26 protein-coding genes and 1 pseudogene are annotated in these 26,321 nt (G+C 71.7%); 9 read left to right on the forward strand and 18 right to left on the reverse strand.

Annotation, left to right across the window (positions count from 1 at the left end; genetic code table 11):
* Positions 1 to 8: 8 nt before the first annotated feature.
* Positions 9 to 1,508, reverse strand: coding sequence for an SCO1417 family PLP biosynthesis transcription factor (locus HDA41_RS06640; protein ID WP_184981588.1), 1,500 nt, complete (start codon positions 1,506 to 1,508; stop codon positions 9 to 11).
* Positions 1,509 to 1,606: 98 nt separating this feature from the next.
* Between HDA41_RS06640 and yczE the strand changes: the two genes are divergently transcribed.
* The 4 genes from yczE (at position 1,607) to HDA41_RS06660 (ending at position 5,061) form a co-directional block, all read left to right on the forward strand.
* A complete protein-coding gene (gene yczE, locus HDA41_RS06645) occupies positions 1,607 to 2,260 on the forward strand; it encodes a membrane protein YczE (protein WP_184981590.1) in 654 nt (217 codons plus the stop codon).
* Positions 2,257 to 3,024, forward strand: a complete 768-nt coding sequence (locus tag HDA41_RS06650; protein ID WP_184981592.1) for a glycerophosphodiester phosphodiesterase family protein — start codon at positions 2,257 to 2,259, stop codon at positions 3,022 to 3,024. Before yczE ends, HDA41_RS06650 begins: the two co-directional genes overlap by 4 nt.
* A gap of 49 nt (positions 3,025 to 3,073) precedes the next feature.
* Positions 3,074 to 4,420 carry an MFS transporter gene (locus tag HDA41_RS06655; protein ID WP_184981594.1) on the forward strand — a complete coding sequence of 449 codons (1,347 nt, stop codon included), beginning with the start codon at positions 3,074 to 3,076 and terminating at the stop codon, positions 4,418 to 4,420.
* A gap of 266 nt (positions 4,421 to 4,686) precedes the next feature.
* Positions 4,687 to 5,061, forward strand: coding sequence for an RNA polymerase-binding protein RbpA (locus HDA41_RS06660; protein WP_030677841.1), 375 nt, complete (start codon positions 4,687 to 4,689; stop codon positions 5,059 to 5,061).
* Positions 5,062 to 5,237: 176 nt separating this feature from the next.
* Here HDA41_RS06660 and fxsA read toward each other — a convergent pair whose 3' ends face one another.
* The 4 genes from fxsA to HDA41_RS06680 all read right to left on the reverse strand — a co-directional run bounded on the left by fxsA (position 5,238) and on the right by HDA41_RS06680 (position 9,434).
* Positions 5,238 to 5,813 carry an FxsA family membrane protein gene (gene fxsA / locus HDA41_RS06665; RefSeq protein WP_184981596.1) on the reverse strand — a complete coding sequence of 192 codons (576 nt, stop codon included), beginning with the start codon at positions 5,811 to 5,813 and terminating at the stop codon, positions 5,238 to 5,240.
* A gap of 143 nt (positions 5,814 to 5,956) precedes the next feature.
* Positions 5,957 to 6,760, reverse strand: coding sequence for a polyprenol monophosphomannose synthase (locus HDA41_RS06670; protein ID WP_184981598.1), 804 nt, complete (start codon positions 6,758 to 6,760; stop codon positions 5,957 to 5,959).
* Positions 6,761 to 7,294: 534 nt separating this feature from the next.
* The gene (locus HDA41_RS06675; RefSeq protein ID WP_184981600.1) at positions 7,295 to 8,896 is read right to left on the reverse strand and encodes an amidohydrolase; all 1,602 of its coding nucleotides are present in this window, start codon (positions 8,894 to 8,896) and stop codon (positions 7,295 to 7,297) included.
* Positions 8,897 to 8,993: 97 nt separating this feature from the next.
* Complete coding sequence (locus HDA41_RS06680) at positions 8,994 to 9,434, reverse strand: Lrp/AsnC family transcriptional regulator (RefSeq protein ID WP_010046337.1); 441 nt, start codon at positions 9,432 to 9,434, stop codon at positions 8,994 to 8,996.
* A 268-nt stretch (positions 9,435 to 9,702) separates the two neighbouring features.
* Between HDA41_RS06680 and HDA41_RS06685 the strand changes: the two genes are divergently transcribed.
* Both HDA41_RS06685 and HDA41_RS42655 read left to right on the forward strand, forming a co-directional pair.
* Entirely contained in the window at positions 9,703 to 10,137 is a 435-nt protein-coding gene (locus HDA41_RS06685; protein ID WP_184981602.1) for a hypothetical protein, read from the forward strand.
* A 191-nt stretch (positions 10,138 to 10,328) separates the two neighbouring features.
* The gene (locus HDA41_RS42655; RefSeq protein WP_086601218.1) at positions 10,329 to 10,577 is read left to right on the forward strand and encodes a hypothetical protein; all 249 of its coding nucleotides are present in this window, start codon (positions 10,329 to 10,331) and stop codon (positions 10,575 to 10,577) included.
* On the opposite strand, the gene HDA41_RS06690 is transcribed toward HDA41_RS42655, so the two are convergent.
* Positions 10,540 to 11,712: an acyl-CoA dehydrogenase family protein gene (locus HDA41_RS06690; protein WP_184981604.1), complete on the reverse strand. Its 1,173-nt coding sequence runs from the start codon at positions 11,710 to 11,712 to the stop codon at positions 10,540 to 10,542. The two genes, HDA41_RS42655 and HDA41_RS06690, sit on opposite strands and share 38 nt — an antisense overlap.
* A 330-nt stretch (positions 11,713 to 12,042) precedes the next feature.
* Between HDA41_RS06690 and HDA41_RS06695 the strand changes: the two are divergent.
* A pseudogene (locus tag HDA41_RS06695) lies at positions 12,043 to 13,223 on the forward strand (glycoside hydrolase family 18 protein).
* A 53-nt stretch (positions 13,224 to 13,276) separates the two neighbouring features.
* On the opposite strand, the gene HDA41_RS06700 reads toward HDA41_RS06695, so the two are convergent.
* The 3 genes from HDA41_RS06700 to HDA41_RS06710 all read right to left on the reverse strand — a co-directional run bounded on the left by HDA41_RS06700 (position 13,277) and on the right by HDA41_RS06710 (position 15,655).
* Entirely contained in the window at positions 13,277 to 13,933 is a 657-nt protein-coding gene (locus HDA41_RS06700) for a TetR/AcrR family transcriptional regulator (RefSeq protein ID WP_184981606.1), read from the reverse strand.
* 98 nt (positions 13,934 to 14,031) lie between these two features.
* Positions 14,032 to 14,190 (reverse strand): SCO1431 family membrane protein, encoded by a 159-nt coding sequence (locus tag HDA41_RS06705; protein ID WP_184981608.1) that lies wholly within the window; start codon positions 14,188 to 14,190, stop codon positions 14,032 to 14,034.
* A gap of 88 nt (positions 14,191 to 14,278) precedes the next feature.
* A complete protein-coding gene (locus tag HDA41_RS06710; protein ID WP_184981610.1) occupies positions 14,279 to 15,655 on the reverse strand; it encodes a C39 family peptidase in 1,377 nt (458 codons plus the stop codon).
* A gap of 195 nt (positions 15,656 to 15,850) precedes the next feature.
* On the opposite strand from HDA41_RS06710, the gene HDA41_RS06715 reads away from it, so the two are divergent.
* Positions 15,851 to 16,507 carry a uridine kinase family protein gene (locus HDA41_RS06715; protein ID WP_184981612.1) on the forward strand — a complete coding sequence of 219 codons (657 nt, stop codon included), beginning with the start codon at positions 15,851 to 15,853 and terminating at the stop codon, positions 16,505 to 16,507.
* A gap of 432 nt (positions 16,508 to 16,939) precedes the next feature.
* On the forward strand, positions 16,940 to 18,799 hold the full coding sequence (locus tag HDA41_RS06720) for an AAA family ATPase (RefSeq protein ID WP_184993214.1): 1,860 nt from the start codon (positions 16,940 to 16,942) through the stop codon (positions 18,797 to 18,799).
* 124 nt (positions 18,800 to 18,923) lie between these two features.
* Here the strand turns inward: HDA41_RS06720 and HDA41_RS06725 are convergent, their stop codons facing one another.
* The 9 genes from HDA41_RS06725 to HDA41_RS06765 all read right to left on the reverse strand — a co-directional run bounded on the left by HDA41_RS06725 (position 18,924) and on the right by HDA41_RS06765 (position 26,283).
* Positions 18,924 to 20,000 carry a hemolysin family protein gene (locus HDA41_RS06725; RefSeq protein WP_184981614.1) on the reverse strand — a complete coding sequence of 359 codons (1,077 nt, stop codon included), beginning with the start codon at positions 19,998 to 20,000 and terminating at the stop codon, positions 18,924 to 18,926.
* Positions 19,997 to 21,328: a hemolysin family protein gene (locus tag HDA41_RS06730; RefSeq protein WP_184981616.1), complete on the reverse strand. Its 1,332-nt coding sequence runs from the start codon at positions 21,326 to 21,328 to the stop codon at positions 19,997 to 19,999. Before HDA41_RS06730 ends, HDA41_RS06725 begins: the two co-directional genes overlap by 4 nt.
* A gap of 236 nt (positions 21,329 to 21,564) precedes the next feature.
* On the reverse strand, positions 21,565 to 22,020 hold the full coding sequence (locus HDA41_RS06735) for a PH domain-containing protein (protein WP_184981618.1): 456 nt from the start codon (positions 22,018 to 22,020) through the stop codon (positions 21,565 to 21,567).
* Positions 22,021 to 22,033: 13 nt separating this feature from the next.
* Positions 22,034 to 22,882, reverse strand: coding sequence for an ATP phosphoribosyltransferase (gene hisG, locus HDA41_RS06740; protein ID WP_184981620.1), 849 nt, complete (start codon positions 22,880 to 22,882; stop codon positions 22,034 to 22,036).
* Between the two features lie 46 nt (positions 22,883 to 22,928).
* Positions 22,929 to 23,201 carry a phosphoribosyl-ATP diphosphatase gene (locus HDA41_RS06745; RefSeq protein WP_003988914.1) on the reverse strand — a complete coding sequence of 91 codons (273 nt, stop codon included), beginning with the start codon at positions 23,199 to 23,201 and terminating at the stop codon, positions 22,929 to 22,931.
* Between the two features lie 34 nt (positions 23,202 to 23,235).
* Positions 23,236 to 23,721 carry a 6,7-dimethyl-8-ribityllumazine synthase gene (gene ribH, locus HDA41_RS06750; protein ID WP_031116695.1) on the reverse strand — a complete coding sequence of 162 codons (486 nt, stop codon included), beginning with the start codon at positions 23,719 to 23,721 and terminating at the stop codon, positions 23,236 to 23,238.
* A gap of 20 nt (positions 23,722 to 23,741) precedes the next feature.
* Positions 23,742 to 25,031: a bifunctional 3,4-dihydroxy-2-butanone-4-phosphate synthase/GTP cyclohydrolase II gene (locus HDA41_RS06755; protein WP_184981622.1), complete on the reverse strand. Its 1,290-nt coding sequence runs from the start codon at positions 25,029 to 25,031 to the stop codon at positions 23,742 to 23,744.
* The gene (locus tag HDA41_RS06760; RefSeq protein ID WP_184981624.1) at positions 25,028 to 25,669 is read right to left on the reverse strand and encodes a nicotinamide mononucleotide transporter family protein; all 642 of its coding nucleotides are present in this window, start codon (positions 25,667 to 25,669) and stop codon (positions 25,028 to 25,030) included. The genes HDA41_RS06755 and HDA41_RS06760 overlap by 4 nt, the downstream gene beginning before the upstream one ends.
* Positions 25,666 to 26,283: a riboflavin synthase gene (locus HDA41_RS06765; protein ID WP_184981626.1), complete on the reverse strand. Its 618-nt coding sequence runs from the start codon at positions 26,281 to 26,283 to the stop codon at positions 25,666 to 25,668. Before HDA41_RS06765 ends, HDA41_RS06760 begins: the two co-directional genes overlap by 4 nt.
* Positions 26,284 to 26,321 lie beyond the last annotated feature (38 nt).

The raw sequence follows: 26,321 nt of genomic DNA on the forward strand, positions 1-26,321 counted from the left end.
GTCGCGGGCTACGCCACGAACGTACGCGGCGACTCGCCGGCCCCCACGCCTCCGTCCTCCACGATCCGCGCCGCCGCGGCCAACCGCACGGCCGCCTCCTCGGCCACCGCACCCCCCACGGTGAACGGCAACCGCACATACCCCTCGAACGCCCCGTCCACCCCGAAGCGCGGCCCGGACGGCACCCGCACGCCCACCCGCTCCCCCGCCTCCGCGAGCCGGGATCCGGACAGACCCCCCGTCCGCACCCACAGGGTCAGCCCACCCCGAGGCACCTCGAACTCCCACTCGGGCAGCTCCCGCCGCACCGCCGCCACGATCGCGTCCCGGTTCTCCCGCGCCTGCTCGCGCCGCACTTCCACGGCCTGTTCCCAGCCCCCCGTACCGAACAGCCAGTGGACGGCCAGCTGCTCCAGTACGGGCGTACCGAGGTCGGCGTACGCCCGCGCCGCGACCAGGCTGCGGATCACGTCCGGCGCGGCCCGCACCCAGCCGATGCGCATCCCGGCCCAGAAGGCCTTGCTCGCCGACCCCACGGTGATCACCGTCGACCCGGCCGGGTCGAAGGCACACACCGGCCGCGGCATCCGCACGTCCGGGTCGAGCCACAGCTCGGTCATCGTCTCGTCGGCTATCAGCACGGTCCCGGCGGACCTGGCCGCGTCGACCAGCCGCCGCCGCTGGTCCTCGTCGGCGAGCGCACCGGTCGGGTTGTGGAAGTCGGCGACGACGTACGCGATCCGGGGCGCGGCGTCCCGCAGGACCTGCCGCCAGCGGTCCATGTCCCACCCGGCGAGCCCCTCCGCCATCGCGACGGGCACGAGCCGGGCCCCGGCCTCCCGCATCAGCTGAAGGATGTTGGCGTAGGAGGGCGACTCGACGGCGATGCGCTCGCCGCGCCCGGCGAACAGATGGCAGATCGCGTCGATCGCACCCATCGCCCCGGTCGTCACCATGATCTGCTCGGGCATGGTCGGGATCCCGCGCGCGGTGTAGCGCTCGGCGATCATCGACCGCAGCGCGGGCAGCCCGGCGGGATAGTCGCCGTGCGTGTGCGCGTACGGCGGCAGTTCCTCCAGCGCGCCCTGCACGGCCCGGGTCAGCCACGGCTCGGGGGCCGGAAGCGCCGCACAGCCCAGGTCGATCATCGAGCCGAGGGCCTCGGGGGGCAGGGGCTCCAGCCCGCGCGCGGGCAGCGGGTTCCCGGCCGGTACGGCGGTCCAGCTGCCCGCGCCGCGCCGGGACTCCAGGAACCCCTCGCTGCGCAGCGCCTCGTACGCGGCGGCGACCGTCGTACGGCTGACGGACAGGGAGAGGGCGAGTTCCCGCTCGGCGGGCAGCCGGGCGGCCACCGGGACCCGTCCTTCGAGCACCAGCAGGCGGATGCCGTCGGCGAGCGCCCGGTAGGCGGGCGGTCGGCGTGTGCCGGGCCCCGCAGGGCGGTCCTGCTGGGAGTTGAGCAGCCGTGCGAGCTGCGCCGCACCCACGGCCGAGGTCCACTGCGCCATGAGAATCAGTCCACCTTCCCCGGATTGGCCATGGAGGGCCTCTCCACCCAAGCCACAGGGTGTCATGCAGCAGTCCACTACCAACAGGGGGGCACCTCATGTCCACGCAGCGGCGACTGGGTCGGCGACTGACACAGCTCTACGCCGGTCTCGCGCTGTACGGGGCGAGTTCGGCGCTGCTCGTCCGATCGGGGCTCGGGCTGGAGCCGTGGAACGTGCTGCACCAGGGCCTCGCCGAGCGGACCGGTCTGTCGATCGGCGTCGTGCTGACCATCGTGGGCGCCGCGGTGCTGCTCGCGTGGATCCCGCTGCGCCAGCGGCCGGGCCTCGGCACGATCTCCAACGTGCTGGTCATCGGCATGGCGATGGACGCGACGCTGGCCCTGGTGCCCGACGCTCACGGCTGGACGCTCCGCGTGACGCTGATGGTGGCCGGAATCGTCCTGAACGGCGCGGCGACCGGCCTGTACATCGCGGCGCGCTTCGGCCCGGGCCCGCGCGACGGCCTGATGACGGGACTGCACCAGCGCACGGGCGTCTCGATCCGCCTGGTGCGCACCGTCATCGAGTTCACGGTCGTGGCCACCGGCTTCGCCCTGGGCGGCACCGTCGGGATCGGCACCCTCCTGTACGCGGTGGCGATCGGCCCGCTCGCCCAGCTGTTCCTGCGCGTGTTCGCCGTCCCCTCGGCATCCGGCGGCAGCGCGGTCGTTGCCACCGGTCAACCCCGAGGAGCGATACTGCGTCCGTGACCCCGCGGATACGCCACCCCTACCTCGACCACCCCGGCCCGATCGCCTTCGCCCACCGGGGCGGGGCCGCGGCCGGCCTGGAGAACACCGCGCGGCAGTTCCGGTGCGCCGTCGAGGCGGGCTACCGCTACATCGAGACCGATGTCCACGCCACCCGGGACGGCAAACTCGTCGCCTTCCACGACGCGACCCTGGACCGGGTGACGGACGGGGCGGGCCGGATCGCCGACCTGCCATGGCAGGAGGTGCGCCACGCGCGCGTGGCGGGCGTGGAACCGGTGCCGCTCTTCGAGGAGCTCCTGGAGACCTTCCCCGAGGTGCGCTGGAACGTCGACGTCAAGGCGGAGGCCGCCCTGCTGCCCTTCCTGGACCTGGTCGGCCGGACGGACGCCTGGGACCGGATCTGCCTCGGCTCGTTCTCCGAGGCCCGCGTGGTGCGCGCCCAGCGGCTGGCCGGCCCGCGCCTGGCGACCTCGTACGGCACCCGTGGGGTGCTCAACCTGCGGCTGCGCTCCTGGTGGCTGCCGGCGGCGGTGCGCCGCTCGGCGGTCGCCGCCCAGGTCCCCGAGATCCAGTCCGGCATCCAGGTCGTGGACCACCGTTTCCTCCACGCCGCCCACGCGCGCGGGCTCCAGGTGCACGTGTGGACCGTCAACGATCCCGAGAGCATGCACCGGCTTCTGGACCTCGGCGTGGATGGCATCATGACCGATCACATCGACACGTTGCGCAAGGTCATGGAGGACCGCGGCGTCTGGGTCTGAGACCCCCGGCCGGTCGCCTCTGCGCGTTCACGGGGAAGCGAGGGCGCGGGTGGGCACCGACACCGTGCGGACACCGCCGGCCGACGGGGCCGCCGAACTCAGGCGCCAGCAGCGCGGCTGGTACTTCTACGACTGGGCGTGCTCCGTCTACTCGACGAGTGTGCTCACGGTGTTCCTGGGCCCCTATCTGACGTCGGTCGCCGAGTCGGCGGCCGACGCCGACGGGTACGTCCACCCCCTCGGTATCCCCGTGCGCGCCGGGTCCTTCTTCGCGTACGCGGTGTCCCTGTCGGTGATCGTGGCCGTACTGGTGATGCCCCTGGTGGGCGCCGCCGCCGACCGCACCGGCCGCAAGAAGCCCCTCCTCGCGGCCGCCGCCTACCTGGGGGCCACGGCCACGACGGCCATGTTCTTCCTGGACGGCGAGCGCTATCTGCTCGGCGGGGCGCTGCTGATCGTCGCGAACGCCGCGCAGTCCGTGGCGATGATGCTCTACAACTCCTACCTGCCGCAGATCGCCCCGCCCGAGCAGCGGGACGCGGTCTCCTCCCGCGGCTGGGCCTTCGGCTACGCGGCGGGCTCGCTCGTCCTCGTCGTCAACCTGGCCCTGTACACCGGGCACGACAGCTTCGGCGTCTCCGAGGGCACGGCGGTCCGCATCTGCCTGGCGTCGGCCGGCCTGTGGTGGGGCGCGTTCGCCCTCATCCCGCTGACCCGGCTCCGCGATCGCAGGACAGCCGCGCGGGAGGCGGCCCTCCCGGGCTTCCGGCAGCTCGCGGCGACCGTCCGCGGCATGCGCCGCCACCCGCTGACCCTCGCCTTCCTGCTGGCGTACCTCGTCTACAACGACGGCATCCAGACGGTGATCTCCCAGGCCTCGGTCTACGGCTCCGAGGAACTCGGCCTCGGGCAGTCCACCCTGATCGGCGCCGTCCTGCTCGTGCAGGTGCTGGCGGTGGCGGGCGCGCTGACGATGGGCCGGCTGGCCCGGATCTACGGGGCCAAACGCACGATCCTCGGCTCGCTGGTCGCCTGGACGGTGACACTGGCCGCCGGGTACTTCCTGCCGGCCGGGGCGCCGGTGTGGTTCTTCGTCCTGGCCGCCGGCATCGGCCTGGTCCTCGGAGGCAGCCAGGCGCTGTCCCGGTCCTTGTTCTCCCATCTCGTCCCGCCCGGCAAGGAGGCCGAATACTTCTCCGCGTACGAGATGAGCGACCGCGGAATGAGCTGGCTCGGGCCGTTGCTGTTCGGGCTCACCTATCAGCTGACCGGGAGCTACCGGGACGCGATCCTCTCTCTGGTGGGCTTCTTCGTCATCGGATTCGCCCTGCTCGTACGGGTTCCGGTGCGGCGTGCGATCGAAGAAGCGGGGAACCCGGTTCCTGACAGGATTTAGCACTCGGCGCGAAAGGGCTGTAGTGTACGCGTTTGGCCTGCCAGGCGTACCGTTACTGCGCGTCAAAGATGCCGAAACGCTGTGTTACATCTGCTAGCAGATGTGACAAACCGGGCGCTGGTGGGTACAACAAGGGCGGCTACGACGGCGACGCATGACCCGGAACGGGACTCGGAACGGGAATCTTTACCGCCGACCGGACGTTGACCGGATGACGACGACAGCGACACCTGTCCTGTGGGCGACAAGCCCGGGAGGCACGATTCATGAGTGAGCGAGCTCTTCGCGGCACGCGCCTCGTGGTGACCAGCTACGAGACGGACCGCGGCATCGACCTGGCCCCCCGCCAGGCCGTGGAGTACGCATGCGAGAAGGGGCACCGGTTTGAGATGCCCTTCTCGGTCGAGGCGGAGATCCCGCCGGAGTGGGAGTGCAAGGTCTGCGGGGCCCAGGCACTCCTCGTGGACGGCGACGGCCCGGAAGAGAAGAAGGCCAAGCCCGCGCGTACGCATTGGGACATGCTGATGGAGCGGCGAACCCGCGAGGAACTCGAAGAGGTCCTCGCGGAGCGCCTGGCGGTTCTGCGCTCCGGTGCGATGAACATCGCGGTTCATCCCCGAGACAGCCGCAAGTCGGCGTAAGTCCCTCCGGGGCCTGGCCGAAAGTTACAGCGCGTCAAGGACCGCGGGCGCCGTACTTCACGTACGGCGCCCGCGGTTTTTGTCGTGCGCTCCTGTCGCGTGTTCTTGTCGTGCGCTCCTGCGGCTACGCCCCTACGACCTCTGCCGGGGCGCAGTGCACCCGGACGCCGGGACGCTCAGTGCGTCAGCGGCGGGCGCGGTTCCTGCGGCGTGTCGCCCGGCTCGTCCCTGACGACCTCGCCCGGGACGACCTTGCCGTCGGGCCGGTACATACGGGCCTGCTGGAAGGCGCCGCCCAGGGTGCCCGCGTCGGCCTCGCGGAGCTTGCGCTCGAAGGTGCGCTCAGCGGAGCGGCTCACGGCCTTCTGGACCGGGGGCAGCAGCAGGAGCAGGCCCACCGCGTCCGACACCAGGCCGGGGATCATCAGCAGGAGTCCGCCCAGCATCATCAGGCCGTTGCCCTCGCTGTTCGGCCGGGCCGCCGCGGGCATCACGCCGCTCTGTCGCTGTTGCAGCGCCTCGGAGAGGTTACGGAAGGCCCGCCGGCCGGCCCGCTTGATCACGACCGAGCCGAGGATGATGCCCGCCACCAGGACGAGGAAGACCACCAGCCCGCTCGACGCCCCCGCGACCAGCGTGAGCAGCCAGATCTCCAGCACGAGCCACGCGGCGACGCCCAACGGCAGGAACGTGCGCAGCCGGGAGCGCCGGGGCCGGGCGGGAGATCTGGGAGTCTGAGCGCCAGTCGTCATGCCTCCAGTGTGCCTGGCCCCGGCTCAGCACGGGATAAGGCCACGATCAGCTGTTCCTGTGAGCGGCCCGGCCGGGAAGCGGCCCGGTCGGGAAGCGGCCCGGTCGGGAAGCGGCCCGGTCGGGAAGCGGCCCGGTCGGATGGCTACGGATTCGACGGCTTGCCGCCGCGGCCCGTGACCTTCCCGACCCGCTCCCCCACGCCCCACGCCGTGACCCGCCACAGCGCCTCGACGAGGATGTCGCGGCTCATCTTGGAGTCGCCGAGTTCACGCTCGACGAAGGTGATGGGCACCTCCACGACGTGGTAGCCGGCCCTGACCGCGCGGCGGGCGAGGTCGACCTGGAAGCAGTAGCCCTGGGAGGCGACCTCGTCGAGGCCGAGGCCCTCCAGGGTCTCGCGGCGGAAGGCGCGGTAGCCGCCGGTGATGTCACGCAGCGGCAGATCGAGCGCCAGCCGGGAGTAGAGGCTGCCGCCCCGGGAGATCACCTCGCGGGACTTCGGCCAGTTCACCACCCGGCCGCCGGGCACCCAGCGCGAGCCGAGCACCAGGTCGGCGCTCTTCAGGGCGGTGAGCAGACGGGGCAGTTCCTCGGGCTGGTGGGAGCCGTCGGCGTCCATCTCGACCAGCACGCCGTAGTCGCGCTCCAGGCCCCAGCGGAAGCCCGCGAGGTAGGCGGCGCCCAAGCCTTCCTTGCCCTTGCGGTGCAGCACGTGGACGTGGTCGTCGTCGACGGTCAGCTCGTCGGCCAGCTTCCCCGTGCCGTCCGGGCTGTTGTCGTCGGCCACGAGTACGTGCGCCTCGGGGACGGCCTCGCGCACCCGGCCGACGATGCTCTTGATGTTCTCCGCCTCGTTGTAGGTCGGGATGATCACCAAGGCCGTGCCGAGCGGGCCGAACTTCCTCCCCTGAGCTCCTGCCGCGAGGGTTCCGTCGCCGTCGTTCACTGATGCCCCTTCATGTCCGTACGCAGGGATCCACCATAGTGGGCCCGGCCTGCGATGACGTGACAGGACGTTCGAATGGTGGTGTCGAATCCGCAAGACGCGGGTAAGAATGCGCCTTCGGCTGCGAGCGTACGACGGATGGGGGCCCGGCGCCCTTCGGGCCGACCAGGGATCCGCTGGCTGCGGATCGACCGAAAGCCGTTGTCTACTGAGCTTCCGGGCCCCACCCGGGTCACACCTCCCCGACCGGCCGGAACGCTGCCTCGGCGCCGCGCCGGCCTGAGCCTGGCTCCCAGTGGCGGTGCGCCGGTGCGGCACACCGTCCCTGACCCGGCGGCGCTGCGGCGAGTGCGCGGACGTTCCCCGGTCGGGCGTCCGGTGGTGGACTCGGCCGAACCTACCGGCCCCCTGCGGCCGCCTGTCAACAGCCGTTTGACCTGTGCATATCCCGGCAAAGCCCTGGTCAGCGCGGAGGATGCGCAGGTCGCGCGACGGCGGCGCGGCGCATGATCGCATGCGCGCCACCCCCGTAGATCACTCGCCCGGCCGTACGAAGACCGTGCGTCCGCCCACCACGGTGCGCAGACAGACGGGCAGGTCGCGGCCCGGGGTCAGATCGGGCAGGCCGGGGGTGCCGGAGCGGGGGTCCGTCGACCAGCGGGCGACCCGGTCGTCCGGGGCCTGGACCAGGAGTTCACCGGTGCGCCACACCGCGTAGTCGGCGGGCGCGCCCGGCGCCAGGACGCCCGCGTCGTCCCGCCCGACGGCCCGCCAGCCACCGCGCGTGTGCGCCGTGAACGCGGCGCGCACGGAGACGCGGTGCTCCGGCGTGCGGTGGAAGGCGGCGGCTCGCACCGTGCCCCAGGGGTCGAGGGGCGTGACGGGGCTGTCGGAGCCGAAGGCGAGCGGCACACCGGCGCGCAGCAGCGCCGCGTAGGGGTTCAGCGCCCGGGCCCGCTCGACCCCCAGTCGCCGCGCGTACATGCCGTCCTCGCCACCCCACAGGGCGTCGAAGGCGGGCTGGACGGAGGCGGTGAGGCCGAGTTCGGCGAAGGCCGCGACGGTCTCGGGAGTGAGCATCTCGGCGTGCTCGATCCGGTGGCGGGCGGCCCGGACACGAGCGAGGCCGAGTTTGCCGGCGGCGGCCCGCACGCCCTCGACCACGGAGTCCACCGCCGCGTCGCCGATGGCGTGGAACCCGGCCTGGAGGCCCGCCTCGGTACAGGCCACGACGTGGGCGGCGACGGCGGCGGTGTCCAGGTAGGCCCTGCCGGTGTGGCCGGCGTCGGCGTACGGCTGGTGCAGGCAGGCCGTGTGCGAGCCGAAGGAGCCGTCGACGAACAGGTCGCCCGCGGCGCCGGCCGCGCCCAGCTCGCGGGCCTTGGCGACGTCCTCCTCGGCCCAGTAGCCGACGACGCGCGGACCGGGCTCCTCGGCGGCGAGGCGCAGCAGGCCGGTCAGGTCGTCCTCGGAGGAGATCTTGGGACCGCCGCACTCGTGGATCGTGCCGATGCCGAGCGAGGCGGCGTGCGCGAGGGCGGCGCGCTGGGCGTCGGCGCGCTGCCGGGGCGTCACGGCCGCGAACGCGGCGGCGCGGACGGCGTGGTGGGCGTCGGCGGTGAGCGGTCCGTCCTCGCGGGGGGCGTCGGGGACCAGGTCGAGCAGGGCGGTCGTGACGACCGCCGAGTGGACGTCGATCCGGCTGAGGTAGAGGGGCCGGTGGCCGGTGGCCTCGTCGAGTTCGGCTCGCGTCGGGGGACGGCCGCCGGGCCAGCGGGCGGTGTCCCAGCCGTGCCCGAGCAGCACGGGGTCGTCCGGCCGGGCGGCGGCGAAGTCCCGCACGAGGGCGAGTGCGGCCTCCAGGGAGGGCGCACCGGACAGGTCGAGGCCGGTGAGGGCGAGCCCGGTGGCGGTGGTGTGCACGTGCGCATCGGTGAAGGCCGGGGTGACCAGCGCCCCGTCCAGGTCGATCACCTCGTCGACGCCGTCCGCGAAGGCCTCGGCAGCGCCCTCCGAACCGACCCAGGCGACCTGCCCCCGCTCCACGACCATGGCGGTAGCGAACGGATCGGCAGGGCTGTGCACCTCTCCACGACGGAGCAGGACGGTCTTCGGCGGGGCGGTGGACTCACTCATGAAGCCAAGTCTCACAGGCCTCACCTCCACGCCTGAAACGGGGCGCCGGGAACCGCGCAGACCGGCCGCGAACTATCCGCGGCCGGAGAACCGGCGGTCAGATCCGGGGCGGCCGCGCCTCGTACGGCGTGGACAGCACCACCGTCGTCCGCGTGGACACCCCCGCCAACGACCGCACCCGCGCCAGCAGTTCCTCCAGCTCGTGCGGCGTCGCGACCCGCACCTTGAGGATGTAGTTCTCGTCGCCCGCGACGCTGTGGCACGCCTCGATCTCGGGCACGTCCGCGAGGCGGTCCGCGATGTCGTCGGGCGCGCTGGGGTCGAAGGGCTTGACCGAGATGAACGCGGTCATGGGCAGACCGACGGCCTCCGGGTCGACGACCGCGGCATAGCCGCGGATGACGCCACGCTGTTCCAGCCGGCGCACCCGCTGGTGCACGGCCGACGTGGACAGCCCCGTGGCCTTGCCCAGGTCGGTGTAGCTCATCCGCCCGTCCTTGACGAGCAGCTGCACGATCTGTCGGTCCAGCTCCTCCATGACGCAAGAACCTACAGGGCGGTTGATCTCCTCGGATACCTGAGCGGCCCAGGCCATGGCAGGTTCGTGACCTGGCCGACGGCGGCTGTCAGCCGTCAGGGGGACAAACCCGCCGCAGTGGGCACCTGCGCGCGGCATGTGACGAACGCCACAGGGCTCGAACAGTCTCCGTAATGTTCTCGTGATTACCGCCCAGAGGGGACGGGAAGTGCTTGCTGTGGTCGAGGCCGCAGTGCCTGATACGGCCCAGCCCGAGGGGGAGAACCCAATGCAGAGTCTTAAGCGCCCAAGTCGCACCGCACCCAAGCGGGAGCAGCTCGTCGTAGAGCCCGAGCCGGAGGGCGTCGAACCCGACGCCTTCGACGACGAGCTCGACGCCTACGACACCTTCGAGATGTTCCGGGTCGTCTGCCCGGACTGCGCACAGCCAATCGCCCTGCTGGCGGACGAGGAGGTTCTGCCGGAGCACGCGCTGTGCGCCTCGCCGTGGAACCCGTTCGGACTCACGGTCTGCGCCGGAACCGGCCGCAGCGCTGCGGACGCCCGCCCCGCGGACGAGTCCGTCGAACCGCAGGAGCAGGACACCGCCCTGCTGTTGACGCTCCCTCAGGGACTCGACTGGCGGACCCAGCCCTTCTCGCACGTCGGCGGCCCGGGCTCACGCCCCATCAGGGTCTCCGTCGTGCGCCACCAAGCGGCCTGAGCACGGGTCTTCTTCGCCCGCTCGCTCCATCCCCGTGACTGCCCCGCACCACGGCTCGCAGTCCGCCGTGGTGCGGGATCAGTGCGCCCGGATCCAGGCCACAGCCGGGCCGCGGGCGCCTCCGCGCCCCTGAACGCACGCCCGATTCCGCTGTCGGGTGACCTGTACGGCCTCTTCCGCGTTGCCCAGGTATGACCCCCATCTCCTCAGCGACCGGGCGTCAACGCCTCCTGTTCGTCCCGCCACCCGCAGAATCGGTTCGGCCGACCGCGCCGCGCTATCAGGACCCGCCGATCTACCGCGACCTGATGCGGGCCTGGGCAGAGCGCGGCCGCACACTCCCGGGCCGGCACGACCCGGAGTGGATGCGGCTCGCGGCGCCCTGGCGGGGCCTCGACCAGTTCAGCGTCCCTCTGGACCCACGAGATGGCGGGCGATGACCATCCGCTGGATCTGGTTGGTGCCCTCGACGATCTGGAGCACCTTCGCCTCGCGCATGTAGCGCTCCGCCGGGAAGTCCGCGGTGTAGCCGTAGCCGCCGAGGATCTGCACGGCGTCGGTGGTGACCCGCATCGCCGTGTCGGTGCAGTGCAGCTTGGCCATGGCCGCCTGCGTGGCGAACGGCCGGCCCGCGTCCCGCAGTCGCGCCGCCGCCAGGTAGAGCGCCCGGCCCGCCTCGATCTGGGTCGCCATGTCGGCGAGCATGAAGCGCAGCCCCTGGAAGTCGGCGATCGGCTTGCCGAACTGGCGCCTCTCGGTCGCGTACGCCAGCGCCTGGTCGAGCGCCGCCTGCGCCACGCCGGTCGCGCACGCCGCGATGCCGAGCCGCCCCGAGTCGAGCGCCGACAGGGCGATCGCGAGGCCTTGCCCCTCCTCGCCGATACGCCGGTCGTCACCGACGCGCACGCCGTCGAAGTGCACCTGGGCGGTGGGCGAGCCCTTCATGCCCATCTTCTTCTCGGGCGGCTCGGCGCTCAGTCCAGGCGCGTCGCCGGGCACCAGGAACGCGGTGATGCCGCGCGGGCCCTCCTCGCCGGTGCGCGCCATGACCGTGTAGAAGTCGGCGATCCCGCCGTGTGTGATCCAGGCCTTGGTCCCGGTGATCACCCAGGCGTCGCCGTCCCTCACGGCCTTGGTACGCAGGGCGGCCGCGTCGGAGCCGGAGTGCGGCTCGGAGAGGCAGTAGGCGCCGAGCAGGCCGCCGCCGAGCATCGCGGGCAGGTGCTCGACCTGCTGTTCCTTGGTGCCGTATGCGGCGAGTGCGTAGGAGGCGAGGGAGTGCACGCTGACGCCGAGGCCGACAGTGAGGCGGGCCGCGGCGAGCTCTTCGAGGACCTGGAGGTAGACCTCGTAGGGCTGGTCGCCGCCGCCGTACTCGGAGTCGTACGGCAGGCCGAGCAGGCCGGAGCGCGAGAGGAGGGTGAACAGCTCGCGCGGGAAGCGGCCGGCGTCCTCCTCCTCGGCCGCCTTCGGGACGATCTCCTGCTGCGCGATGTCGCGGACGAGCGAGATCAGGTCCCGGGCCTCCTCCGTGGGCAGTTGCCGGTCCACCGGCTGCGGGGCGCGGTCGGGCATGGCGACGCTCTCCTCCCTGTCGGGCACTGGCGGGCGGGCCCGTGGGTGGGGGCGACGCCGCCGGGTCGTTCTGGTGCCTGGCCGATGGTTGCAGTTCCGGGTCTCGGAAGCTGCTGACCAGCGGCTCTGCGCTGTGAGTATGCCCGATCGGAGGCATCCCGTCACCAGTTAACGACCGCTTACTTCAAGAAATACCCGAGCGCCCCCGGGGAGCGAAATTGGTCCGGACCATTGATCTTACTGGTCTAGTCCTTCTACTGTTTCGCTCCACCCCTTCACCGCGTTCATGCCAATCGGCACGCGTTCCCTCTCCCCACGAGGAGACACCGGATGCACACCCCCCACCGCTCCCGCTTCCGGGCCATCGTGTCCGCGGCCTGCTGCGCCGTCCTCGGCGCCGGTCTGCTGGCCGGCGCGGGCACCTCCGCCACCGCGGCGACCTCGGCTCAGGAGGCCGCCGCCGGCGCGAAGGCCGCTCCCGGCGCCAAGGCCGCCGGGTCCAAGGTCATCGGGTACTTCACCGAATGGGGCACCTACGACCGCAAGTACTACGTCAGGAACATCGAGACCTCCGGCTCGGCGGCCAGGCTCACGCACATCAACTACGCCTTCGGCAACGTCACCGGCGGCAAGTGCGCGATGGGCGACGCCTACGCCGCCACCGACCGGGCCTACACCGCCGCCGAGTCCGTCGACGGCAAGGCCGACACCTGGGACCAGCCGCTGCGCGGCACCTTCAACCAGCTGCGCAAGCTGAAGCAGAAGCACCCGGACCTCAAGGTCCTGTGGTCCTTCGGCGGCTGGACCTGGTCGGCCGGCTTCGGCGAAGCCGCGAAGAACCCGGCCGCCGTCGCCCAGTCCTGCTACGACCTGGTCGAGAACTCCAAGTGGGCCGACGTCTTCGACGGCATCGACATCGACTGGGAGTACCCGAACGCCTGCGGTGCCAGGCAATCACCGCCGACGCCACCCCGGGCGGCAAGATCGACGCGGCGGACTACGCGGGCGCCGCCCAGTACGTCGACTGGTACAACCCGATGACGTACGACTTCTTCGGCGCCTGGGACGCCACCGGCCCGACGGCCCCGCACTCCCCGCTGACGTCGTACTCCGGCATACCGAAGGCGGACAACCACAGCTCGGCGACCATCGCCAAGCTCAAGGGCCTCGGCATCCCCGCCTCGAAGCTGCTCCTCGGCATCGGCTTCTACGGCCGCGGCTGGACCGGCGTCACCCAGTCGGCACCCGGCGGCACCGCGACCGGCCCGGCGGCGGGCACGTACGAGCAGGGCATCGACGACTACAAGGTGCTCAAGACCAAGTGCCCGGCGACGGGGACGGTGGCGGGCACGGCGTACGCCAAGTGCGGCAGCGACTGGTGGAGTTACGACACCCCGGCCACCATCGCGACCAAGATGAACTACAAGAACCGGCAGGGGCTGGGCGGCACGTTCTTCTGGGAGCTGAGCGGCGACACGGCGAACGGTGAGCTGATCAAGGCCATGAAGTAAGCCTGGGCGGCCGGGGGGCGGAGGGATCGTGACGGATCCCTCCGCCCCCCGGCTCATGCGTCTTGGCGGGCGGCCTCGGGAGCCGGGTAGGCGGGGTCCAGCTCCTCGATCGCGCGCAGGGCGCCGCTGAGTCCCTTCACCAGCAGCTCGCACATGGTCTCGCGGGCCAGTTGGGGGCGGTCGATCCATTCGAGGGTGGCGCCCTCGACGCTGCACACCCAGGCGAGCAGCCCCATGCGCGCCAAGGGGGTGATGTCGGCGCGGCCGTACGCCCCCTCGGCGATGGTGGTGACGATGGCCTCGCGCACGCCGTCACGGATGGCGTGCACCTCGGTGTCGAAGCCGACGCCGCCGCTGACGATGGTGCGGTACGCGGCCTGGTGGTGCTCGGCGTAGCGCAGATAGCTGTCGATGGTGCGCTGGACGCGGTCGACCGGGGGCAGTTCGTGTCCGCTCGCCGCCAGGGTGACCAGCTCGGTGACCGAGTCCTGGATGATGGCCAGGTAGTAGCCGCGCTTGGACTGGAAGTAGTAGTAGATCAGCCCCTTGGCGACGTGCGCCTGCCGGGCGATGTCGTCCATCGACAGGGCGTCGTAGGACGTGTCGGCGAACAACCTCCGCCCGATCGCGATGAGTTCGGCACGGCGCGCCAGCGAGCGCTCGGTGCCGCGGGCTCTGGGACGCGCGGCAGGCTGTTGACTGATATTCAATTTCGACCCTGGTTCCAACGGGCGGCGAGGCGGGACGTCCGCAGTATGGCAGGCCGGAGGGCAGGGTCGCGGGTCAGGTCACAGCACGCCGCGACCGGTCACAGGAGCCCGAGCTGGGTCACGAGCATCGCGAGGACCACGACGAGAGTCCAGCCCGCGACATGCTCGACGATCTTCGGACCGTCGTCCTGTGGGCCGCCGGTGCGGGCGCGGGCTGCGGTGGGGACGCGGGCTGCGGTGATTGCGTGCGCGGTCATGTCTTCTCGCTGGTTCGATGCGGACGGGCTTCCCCCGAGGGCCTGTCCACCTTGCCACCGGGAGCGGCTTCTGCGACCGAGAGCTTGGTCACACGGGCACGCCCACGGCTGTCAGCGCCTTGCGCTGGGCGGCGGTCGGGCGTGCCGGGAAGTACAGGTAGCAGACGCCACCGGTGCCGGAGACGACCTTGCCGGAGGCGTTGTACCGCTTGGTCCGCAGCCAGATGTTCTCCCACTCCTGCCGCCGGTAGACGCGCCGCACGGCCTCGTTGCTCTCCGAGGCGGGGTCGTTGGCGATGACGTCGCCGTCGGCCGTGAAGCCGACGACGGTCATGAGGTGCCCGGCTGTGCCGTACCCGGCGCCGGTCAGCTCCTCCTTCAGGAAGGACTGGGAGGTGATGGCCGGGATGCCCGCCGCGATCAGCGTCTCCAGGTCGGTGAGCGAGCCGAGCCGGGTGACCACGGCCTGGAGGTCCTCGAACGTGGCCGCGTAGGCGGCGTTGAACGGCCAGTTGCCGCAACCGGCGTACTGGTAGTCGTAGGTGAAGCGGGCCGCGTGGCACACCTGCGGATCGGCGTATGACGGATCCACCCAGGCCAGTTGTTCCGGGGTGAGCCGGCCACCCCAGTACTCGATGATCATCTGGGAGGACGTCGGGCTGCACCATGCCTCGCCGCCGTTGTCGTACTCGGGGTACTGCCCCTTGTGGATCTCCTGCGAGTACCGCGGGACGACCAGTTCCCTGGCGAGGCCGGGCACGGACGCCGGGACGGTGAACCGGTCGGGTACGTCGGAGCCCATCGCGCCGAGCCGCCACACGGTGGGCGTGGCCTTGGTGCCCGGCTTGCGGTGGAGAGTCAGGCGCAGCCGGTACGAGGCGAGGCGCAGGCCTGTCGACGGGTCGTCGATCGCCAGGGTGTCGGTCCAGACGCTGCTCTTGCCGTCGCTCTGGTCGTCGACCGAGGTGCGCCGGATGTCCTGGTCGCCGGCCGCCCAGCGGCCCATCACGTACCAGGGGGTGCTGGTGCCGTCGGTGTAGGCGGCCTTGATCTCCGCCTGGAGCCAGGTGCCGGCCGGGGTGCGCGCGTTCCAGGAGACGATCGCCTCCGTCGCGGGGACGACGAGCCGGTGGACCGGGGATGTCCAGGTGCCGTACTCCCAGCGGGCGGTGGTGCCGGTGTGCGGGTCCGTGTAGTCGGTGGTCCCGGCGGGCTTCGCGATCGCCACGCCGGGGCGGGCGCCCGCGACGGCGCGGGTGCCCCGGGCGGTACCGCCCCACCAGTCGCCGTACGAGGTCCAGGCCCGGTTGTCCACGTGGGCCGGGACCGCGCGGGTGGGCTGCGCGGTGTCGGTCGTCATGGGCTCCTCGGTGTCGGCGGCCGCCGGACCCGAGCCAGCGGTGACGGCGGCGGCGACCGCGGCGGCCAGGACGGTTCTGCGGGACGGCTGTTCGGTTCTGCGCATGGCGGGGACCCCCGGGAGTCGGAGTCGGGCTGGGGCGGGGCAGGTCCGTGGCACGGTCGGTCGCACGCGTGTATGCGCCACATAGGAGCACAGCCCGCCGGGTCCCGCCAGCACTTCGGCCCGCGCCACGCCCACCAATATTGGCGTCGACCACTGGCACGCGCCGATGACCCCGCCGTTAGAGTGCTGCGCGAGATGACTCCGCCCTTCCGCCCCGCACCGGGGCCCGCCGTCCGCGACCTGGCCTCCAGCATCCGCCGCCTCCCCCCTTCCTGCGGCCCGGTCCGTCTCGTCGGCGTCGACGGGCACGCCGGCTCCGGAAAGACCACGTTCGCCGAGCAGTTGGCCATGGCGCTGGGCGGCGCGCCGGTGCTGCGCCTCGACGACATCGCCACCCACGACGAACTGTTCGGCTGGACCGGACGGCTGCTGGACCAGGTGATCGAGCCGCTGGCCCACGGCCGGACCGCGCACTACGCCCCCTACGACTGGCGCGCCCGCCGCTTCGGTACGCCGCGCCCCCTGCCGCCCGCTCCGGTGGTCCTCGTGGAGGGCGTCGGCGCGGGACGCCGGGCGCTGCGGCCCCACCTGGCCCTGTTGCTGTGGATGGAGCTGCCCCGTGACGAGTCCTGGGCGCGGGGACGGTCACGGGACGGGGAGGAACAGCGGGAGTTCTGGGACGGATGGGTCCCGGCGGAACGCCGGCATTTCGCCGACGATCCCTCGCGGCCGTTCGCCGATCTCCTGGTACGACAGCGAGAGAAGGGGTACGAGGTGATTCCGGGGCCTGCGGGGCCTGTTGGACCGGGCCGGCCCCTCACGCACGGTGACGGGCCGCCCGCAGTGTGCTGAACTTGTGAAGGGCCTTGCGGGACAACTTGCCGAAGTGCTTCAACTCGGCTTGACCGGGGGCCCGTACAGGTCTTACGTTCTCAATGTGCGGCCATTCGGAGCCGCCCACAGACGCGAAGCCCCCGGTTGTTCCCCCGTGACCGGGGGCTTCGTTCTGTCTTCTGCCGTTCTTCCGGGCCCGGCGCGGCGCCGAATGCTCACCCTCGGTCACCGTGCGGGAGTGTGCCGCATCCGCTCCCACCTCGCCGAACGCCCCGTGCGGCACCCTACGGGGGCGCCGCCCCCGCAGGTACGATGCCCTCGTTGCGACCAACGGACGGTTGCTTCGCGCACCTTGCAACTCCGGTCCGTGGCACAGCGGTTCGAGCAGGGCAGCCGGCTGGGGGACGGCTCGTTGGTATACCGACGGGGGCACGGTTCGTGGGGGACGTGATGGACTTCGGCACGCAGGGCCCGCAGGCCCCGGCCGACCTCGCCTGGCTGCGAGGCGTGGACGCCTACACCATGGGCGCCTATCCGCAGGCGGAGGAGGAGTTCCGCGCCGCCGTGCGGATGGACTCCGGGATGGCCGACGGCTGGCTCGGGCTGCACGCGCTGCGCGTCGACACGACGACCGCGCTGCTTAGGATGTTCCGGCACCGGGAGCGCTTCGGGGAACAGCGCGCCCGCTATCGCCGGGCCCTCAACTCCTGGTACTGGCTGGGCTGGTGGGTGCAGCCCGTGCTGGAGAGCCCCCGCGATCTGCTGCTCGCGCACGCCTCCCACTGGCTGGACGGCCGCCACGTCCCCGAGCTGGACCGCGCCCTCGCCGGGCTGCCGCCGGTGGACACCGACGCCCATGTCCGCTTCCTGCACGCCTGCCGTGCCTATCTCGTCAAGGACTGGGAGCAGCTGGTCCGCCACACCGACCCGCTCCTGGACGACCCGATGCTCGGCATCGAGGCGGGCCTGTTCGGTGGCATGGCCCGGGTCCGCCTGGAGATGTACGGGCAGGCCGAACCGCTGCTGTCCGCCGCGCTGATGCGCTGCCGCAGCGAGCAGCCTCAGCGCAAGGAACTGCGTTACTGGCTGGCCCGGGCGCACGAGGGCACCGGCCGCAGCGCCGCAGCGCTCCCCCTGTACCGGGCCGTGCACCGCGTCGACCCCGCCTTCATGGACACCTCGGCCCGGCTCGCCGCGATCGCCGAGGGCGACGGGTACGACGAGGCCACGGACCTCGCGGCGATCACGCTCACCGGCGCCGGCCAGGACGCCGTGGACGGTCCGGACGGGTTCGACCCGCTCTTCGGCACCGAGGGCCGCGACCTGAGACTGCCCGACCCCGAACCGCCGGCCTCCGCTCCCCTGCCGCCGCTCACCGACCCCGCGGTGCGCTCGCGGACCGGCCCGGCGCCGTCGCTGCCCACCGGACCCACCGATCCGGCGTTACTCGAGGCGGCGCTCACCGAGCTGGAGCGCATGGTGGGTCTGGAGCCGGTGAAACGCCAGGTCAAGGCGTTGTCAGCACAGCTGAACATGGCCCGGCTGCGGGCCGGCCAGGGCCTGCCGGTCCAGCCTCCCAAGCGGCACTTCGTCTTCTCGGGCCCCTCCGGCACCGGCAAGACCACCGTCGCCCGCATCCTCGGCCGCGTCTTCTACGCCCTCGGCCTGCTCGGCGGCGACCATCTCGTGGAGGCACAGCGGGCCGACCTGGTCGGCGAGTACCTCGGGCAGACGGCCGTGAAGGCGAACGAACTGATCGACTCGGCGCTCGGCGGCGTGCTCTTCGTCGACGAGGCCTACTCGCTGTCCAACTCGGGCTACGGCAAGGGGGACGCGTACGGCGACGAGGCGCTCCAGGTGCTGCTGAAGCGGGCGGAGGACAACCGCGACCACCTCGTGGTGATCCTGGCCGGCTATCCCGAGGGCATGGACCGCCTCCTCGCCGCCAACCCCGGGCTGTCGTCCCGCTTCACCACCCGCGTCGACTTCCCCTCCTACCGGCCCCTCGAACTCACCGAGATCGGCAAGGTGCTCGCCGCGGAGAACGGCGACCTCTGGGACGAGGAGGCCCTCGACGAGCTGCGGTCCATCGCCGGGCACGTGGTGGACCAGGGGTGGATCGACGAGCTGGGCAACGGGCGGTTCCTGCGGACGCTGTACGAGAAGAGCTGCGCGTACCGGGATCTGCGGTTGTCCGTGTATCCCGGGGCGCTGGGGAGGGAGGATCTGGCGACGTTGCGGTTGCCGGATCTGATGCAGGCGTACGGGGAGGTGCTGTCGGGGAGGGGGCCGCAGGATCCGTCGGCCTAGCTGCGGGCAACCGTGCCGCCAAAGGCGGCACGGGCGGGCGATGGGGGTGCCCCCTGCTCGAGCGAAGCCGAGAGCTTGGGCGAGGCACCCCGCGGCGACGGGCTGCGCCCCCACCCGGCCTTGGCTACGTCGCCAGTACCTCCTCGCCGGACCTGGGCTCGGTCAGCCTCACCTCGCGCACCTCCCGATGCGCGGGATCCCGCACCTCCCCCACCAACAGCTCCAGCACATCCTCCAGCGCGACCAGCCCGAGCACCTTCCCGGACCCGTCGGCCACCTGGGCCAGGTGCGTCGCCGCCCGCCGCATCACCGTCAACGCGTCGTCCAACGGCAACTCGGACCGCAGCGTCGTCATGGGCCGCCACAACTGCTGCGGCACGGCCCGGTCCGAGTGCTCCAGGTCGAGGACGTCCTTGACGTGCAGGTAGCCCATGAACGCGCCGTTCTCCGCGGCGACCGGGAACCGGGAGTACCCGGTGCGGGCGGTGAGCTCGACGATGCGGCCGGGGGTGACCGACGGGCTGACCGTCACCAGTGACTCGCGTGTCAGCAGGACGTCCGTCACCGGGCGGGAGCCCAGCTCCAGGGCGTCCTCCAGGCTTTCGGCCTCGTCGGGGTCGAGCAGACCCGCCTGGCCGGCGTCCTCCACCAGCCGGTTGAGCTGCTCACTGGTGAAGACGGCCTCGACCTCGTCCTTGGGCTCGACGTGGAAGAGCCGCAGGATGCCCTGGGAACAGGCCCCGAGGGCGGCGGTGATCGGCTTGCAGAAGCGGGCGAACCAGACCAGGCCGGGACTGAGCCACAGCGCGGCCTTCTCGGGGGCCGCCATCGCCAGGTTCTTCGGGACCATCTCGCCGATGACGAGGTGGAAGAAGACCACGGCGGCGAGGGCGATGACGTAGGTGAGCGGGTGGATCACGCCGTGCGGCAGGTGGAGCCACTCGAAGACCGGCTCCAGGAGGTGCGCGACGGTAGGTTCGGCGACCGCCCCGAGTGTGAGGGAGCAGATCGTGATGCCGAACTGGGCCGCCGCCATCATCTGTGGCAGCCGCTCCAGGCCGTAGAGGACCTGCCGGGCGCGGGCCGTGCCGAGCGGTTCGATCTGGCTGCGGCGTACGGAGACGAGCGCGAACTCGGCGCCGACGAAGAAGCCGTTGGCGAGGACCAGCAGGGCGGCGAAGGTCAGTTGGAGCACGCTCATCGGGCCGCCTCCACGATGGCGACGGGGGCCGTCCTGACCAGCCGGACCCGCTCGGCGCGGTAGTGGCCGACCTGGCGTACCGACAGCCGCCAGCCGGGCAGTTCCGCCTTGTCTCCGACGGCCGGGATGCGGCCCAGCAGGTCGGCGATCAGACCCGCGACGGTCTCGTACGGGCCTTCGGGCACCTCCAGGCCTATGCGCTGGAGGATGTCGACCCGGCAGCTGCCGTCGACGTCCCAGGCGAGCCTGCCGTCCTCCGGCGGGGCGGCGGCCAGCTCGGGCAGGTCGTGTCCGTCGTGCTCGTCGCGGACCTCGCCGACGATCTCCTCGACGATGTCCTCCAGCGTGACGACACCGGCCGTGCCGCCGTACTCGTCGACGACGACCGCGATCGGCTGCTCGCTGCGCAGGCGGGCGAGCAGCGGCCGTACCGGCAGCGTCTCGGGGACGAGCAGCGCCGGGCGGGCGATGCGGCCGACGGGGGTCCTCAGCCGGTCCCGCACGGGCACCGCCAGGGCGTCCTTGAGGTGGACCATGCCGACGACCTCGTCGATCCTCTCCCGGTAGACGGGGAAGCGGGACAGGCCGGTGGCGCGGGTCAGGTTGACCACGTCCTCGGCGGTGGCCGAGGACTGGAGGGCGCTGACCTTCACGCGCGGCGTCATCACGTGCTGCGCGGTCAGCTCGCCCAGCGACAGGGTCCGGACGAAGAGGTCGGCCGTGTCCTGTTCCAGGGCGCCGGCCCGGGCGGAGTGGCGGGCGAGGGAGACGAGCTCGCCGGGGGTGCGGGCGGAGGCCAGTTCCTCGGCGGGCTCGAAGCCCAGGGCGCGCACGAGCCGGTTCGCGACGGCGTTGAGGCCGGCGATGACCGGCCGGAACAGCCGTGCGAAGACATGCTGCGGGCCCGCGACGAAGCGCGCGACCTGGAGCGGCCTGGACACCGCCCAGTTCTTGGGCAGGAGCTCGCCGATCACCATCTGCACGGCGGAGGCCAGCAGCATGCCGACGACGACCGTGACACCGGAGACGGCCCCCTCGGGGACGCCGATCGAGGTGAACGGGCCGTGCAGCAGCTCGGCCAGCGCCGGTTCGGCGAGCATGCCGACGACCAGGGAGGTGATGGTGATGCCCAGCTGAGTGCCGGAGAGCTGGAAGGACAGCTCCTTGAGTGACTCGACGACGCGCTGGGCACGCCGGTCGCCCTCGGCGGCGGCCTTCTCGGCCTCCGGCCGTTCGACCGTCACGAGTCCGAACTCGGCCGCCACGAAGAATCCGTTGGCGAGAATCAGCAGGAACGCGGCTGCCAGAAGCAGCAGGGGGATGGTCATGATGCCGCCGCCTCCGCACGGTCGCGGACACGGTCCGCGCTATGTCGGCAGGGGGCGGCGCAGGTACTGCAGGACGATCCGTCCATCGCCGGAGGGGGTCACTCCTCGGTCAGCAGGAGCCTCTGTGCACCGGGCGGGGCAACAGAGGTGGAGGCGCATCCGTCGCGCCTCCACCAACAGATTAATCAAGACACGGCCCGGTGCGGCAGTGGCGACCGTCCTGTGGATCCGCCGAGTCAGCCCCGAGGCCGCTCGGGGTCCGCGACGGAACGGGCCTCGGCGAGCGCCCGCAGGGCCCGGGCGTCGGCGATCGCGCGCTGTCGGTTGATGCCCGGCTGGATGCCGAGCGCCGGCAGGCTGGTGCCGTCGCTGAGGTTGAGGAACACCCAGGGGTCGCCGGGCCGGAGGGTCACCTGAAGGATTTCGGCCCATTCCAGCCGGCGCTTGTTGGTGAGGTTGACCACGGTGACGCCGTCTGCGTCGGCGACGACCTTGGGTCGCGCCAGCAGAAGCAGCACCGCGTCCAGCAGGAGCGCCGTGACGACGAAGCTGAGACGCTCGGCGGGGCTGAGCTGCTTCAGCATCATCGCGACGGCCGTGATCACCACGAGGATCGCGACGGCGGCGGTGAGCAGCACCGCGCGGGTGCTGCCCGGCCGGAAGGTGACGGGCAGGGTGGGCAGGTCGGACATCAGTGCGCGCCCCTCACAGACGGCAGGCGTGGATGGCCGTGGTCAGGATGGCCCGGGCGCCGATGTCGTAGAGGTCGTCCATGATCCGCTGCGCCTCCTTGGCCGGGACCATCGCGCGGACGGCGACCCAGCCCTCGTTGTGCAGCGGGGACACGGTCGGCGACTCCAGGCCGGGGGTGAGGGCGACGGCCTTCTCCAGCTGCTCGACGCGGCAGTCGTAGTCCATCATCACGTACGTCCGAGCGACCAGGACGCCCTGGAGGCGGCGCAGGAACTGCTGCACCTTGGGGTCGTCGCCGTCCGCGCCGGTGCGGCGGATCACGACGGCCTCGGACTTCATGATCGGCTCGCCGACGACCTCCAGGCCCGCGTTGCGCAGCGAGGTGCCGGTCTCGACGACGTCGGCGATGACCTGGGCGACGCCGAGCTGGATGGCGGTCTCGACGGCGCCGTCGAGGTGGACGACGGAGGCGTCGATGCCGTGGTCGGCGAGGTGCGCCGCGACGATGCCCTCGTAGGAGGTGGCGATCGTCTTGCCCGCCAGGTCCGCCGGGTCGCTGATCGTGCCGGGCTTGCAGGCGTAGCGGAAAGTGGAGCGGGCGAAGCCGAGGGCGAGGATCTCCTCCGCCTCGGCGCCGGAGTCGATCAGCAGGTCCCGGCCCGTGAGGCCGATGTCCAGCTGGCCGGAGGCGACGTAGATCGCGATGTCGCGGGGGCGGAGGTAGAAGAACTCGACCTCGTTCGTCGGGTCGACGATCCGCAGTTCCTTGGACTCCCGGCGCTGCTGGTAGCCGGCCTCATGCAGCATCTCCGCCGCAGGGCCTGACAGGGAACCCTTGTTGGGGACGGCGATGCGCAGCATGAGGTCGGCTTCCTTCGCGTGGGTGTCGTACGGGAACGGGTGCGGCTTACAGGTGGGCGTAGACGTCGTCGAGGGAGATGCCGCGGGCGACCATCATCACCTGGACGTGGTACAGCAGCTGCGAGATCTCCTCGGCGGCCGCCTCCTTGCCCTCGTACTCGGCGGCCATCCACACCTCGGCGGCCTCTTCGACGACCTTCTTGCCGATGGCGTGGACGCCCTTCTCGACCAGTTCTGCGGTGCGGGAAGTGGCGGGGTCGCCCTGGGCGGCCTTGTGCTGGAGCTCGGTGAAGAGCTCCTCGAACGTCTTCTTGGACATGGTGACGCTCAGCCTATGCCACAGGTGGCTTCCGTCAGCGCCAGGGTTCGGATACTGAGCGGAGCGTGGCCGCGGTCGCCACCGCGGCCGTCACCGCCTCGTGCCCCTTGTCCTCGCTGGAGCCCTCGATTCCGGCGCGGTCCAGGGCCTGCTCCTCGGTGTCGCAGGTCAGCACGCCGAAGCCGACGGGGACGCCGGTGTCGACGGAGACCTGGGTGAGGCCCTGGGTCACGCCCTGGCACACGTAGTCGAAGTGTGGGGTTCCGCCGCGGATGACGACGCCGAGGGCGACGATCGCGTCGTAGCCGCGGCCCGCGAGGACCTTGGCGACCACGGGGAGCTCCCAGCTGCCGGGGACCCTGAGGAGGGTCGGCTCGTCGATGCCGAGGTCGTGCAGGGCGCGCAGGGCGCCGTCGACCAGACCGTCCATCACCTTCTCGTGCCACTGCGCCGCGATGACGGCGACCCGGAGGTCACCCACATTGCGTACGGACAGTTCCGGTGCACCCTTGCCGCTCACGTCTCTCCCTCTGTGCTCTGTTACTGGTTGCCACAGGCCGGCACGGTGGTCGTGTCCAGCCAGGGCAGGTCGTGGCCCATCCGGTCCCGCTTGGTGCGCAGGTAGCGGAGGTTGTGCTCGCCGGCGCTCACGGGCATCGGCACGCGGGCCTTGACCGCGATGCCGTGGCGGACGAGCGCGTCGGTCTTGTCGGGGTTGTTGGTCAGCAGGCGCACGCCGCGCACGCCGAGGTCGGCGAGGATCTGCGCTCCGGCGCCGTAGTCGCGGGCGTCGGCGGGCAGGCCGAGTTCGAGGTTGGCGTCGAGGGTGTCGTGGCCCTGCTCCTGGAGTTCGTAGGCGCGCAGTTTGGACATCAGGCCGATGCCGCGGCCCTCGTGTCCGCGCAGGTAGACCACGACTCCCCGGCCCTCGGCCTGGATGCGGGCCAGCGAGGCGTCCAGCTGGGGTCCGCAGTCGCAGCGGGCGGAGCCGAAGACGTCGCCGGTGAGGCATTCGGAGTGGACGCGGACCAGGACGTCGTCGCCGTCGCCGATCTCGCCGTGCACCAGGGCGACGTGTTCGACGCCGTCGACGGTGGAGCGGTAGCCGTAGGCCGTGAAGGTGCCGTGGGCGGTGGGCAGTTGGGTCCTGGCCTCACGGCGGACGGTGGGTTCGCTGCTGCGGCGGTAGGCGATCAGGTCCTCGATGGAGATGATCGTCAGGCCGTGCTTGCGGGCGAAGGGGATCAGCTCGGGCAGGCGCAGCATCGTGCCGTCCTCACCGGCGATCTCGACGATCGCGCCGGCCGGGCGCAGGCCCGCGAGGCGGGCGAGGTCGACGGCGGCCTCGGTGTGGCCGTTGCGCGTCAGGACCCCGCCGGGCCGGGCACGCAGCGGGAAGATATGGCCGGGGCGGACGAAGTCGTCGGGTCCGGAGACGCCGTCGGCGAGCAACTGGAGGGTGGTGGCGCGGTCGGAGGCCGAGATGCCGGTGCTCACGCCGTGCGCGGCGGAGGCGTCGACGGAGACCGTGAACGCGGTCTTCATCGACTCGGTGTTGTCCTCCACCATCTGGGGGAGCTTCAGCCGGTCCAGCTCCTCGCCCTCCATGGGGGCGCAGATCAGGCCGCGGCACTCGCTCATCATGAAGGCGACGATCTCGGGGGTCGCCTTCTCGGCGGCGATGACGAGGTCGCCCTCGTTCTCCCGGTCCTCGTCGTCGACGACCACGACCGGGCGGCCCGCCGCGATGTCGGCGATGGCCTGCTCGACGGGGTCGAGCGCGAAGTCCTCGACGTCGTCGGTGCTGTACAGGGCGCTTGCGGCGCTCATGCCGGAGCTCCTTCCAGGGCGGGCTGTGCTGCCGCGCGGGAGCGCAGCCACCAGTCGCGCAGGCCCCACAGGACGAGCGCGCCGTAGATGACGTAGACGAAGCCGGAGAAGGCATAGCCGTTGGCGAAGTTGAGGGGCACGCCGACGAGGTCGACGAGCAGCCAGGCGAACCAGAACTCGACCATGCCGCGGGCCTGCGCGTACATGGCGACGATCGTGCCGACGAAGATGTACGCGTCCGGCCAGGGGTCCCAGGACAGGGTGGGGTACGCCTTGAAGAGGAGCGCCACGGCGACCGTACCGGCGGCGGCCGCTGCGATCATCGCTCCGCGCTCGCGCCAGGTGGCGAACCGTACGGCGATGTGGCCGTCCTCCGCCTGGCTCTTGCCGCGCTGCCACTGCCACCAGCCGTACAGGGCCACGACCATGACGACCGCCTGTTTGCCCGCACTGCCGGTCAGATGGCCGAAGAAGACCCCGAAGAGGATGAGGCCGGCCAGGAACTGCACGGGCCACGTCCATATGGAGCGCCGCGAGCCGAGGGCGAGGGCGGCCAGGCCGAAGAGGTTGCCGATCATGTCCGACCAGAGGATGTGCTGGCCGAAGAGGACGAACGCCTCGGAGTTCAGCGAGTTCACTTGGCCGCCGCCCCTTCGGACGAGGCCCGGTCGCCCAGCATCCGCTCGACGTACTTGGCGATGACGTCCACCTCGAGATTGACCGGGTCGCCGGGCTGCTTGTGGCCGAGCGTGGTCAGGTCGAGGGTGGTGGGGATGAGGCTGACGGTGAAGTAGTCGGGGCCGGCGTCGACGACGGTGAGGCTGATGCCGTCGACGGTGATGGAACCCTTCTCGACCACGTACCGGGTGAGGTCAGCGGGGAGGGAGATCTTCACGATCTCCCAGTGGTCGGAGGGCTTGCGTTCCAGGATCTCGCCCGTGCCGTCCACGTGGCCCTGCACGATGTGCCCGCCGAGGCGTTCGCCGACGGCCATGGGCCGTTCGAGGTTGACGCGGGAGCCGGCCTTGAGCGCGCCGAGGCTGGAGCGGTTGAGGGTCTCGGCCATCACGTCGGCGGTGAACTCGTCGCCCTCGTGGTCGACGACCGTGAGGCAGACGCCGTTGACGGCGATGGAGTCGCCGTGTTTCGCGCCCTGAGTGACGACGGGGCCTCGCAGGCGGAAGCGACAGGCGTCGTCGAGGGTCTCGACGGCGGTGACCTCGCCCAGCTCTTCGACGATTCCGGTGAACACTTCCCGGGTCCTCCTGCCTCTTCGGGCACGGACTCCGG

Origin of the sequence: Streptomyces caelestis (assembly GCF_014205255.1) — a bacterium.
Lineage (GTDB): Bacteria > Actinomycetota > Actinomycetes > Streptomycetales > Streptomycetaceae > Streptomyces > Streptomyces caelestis.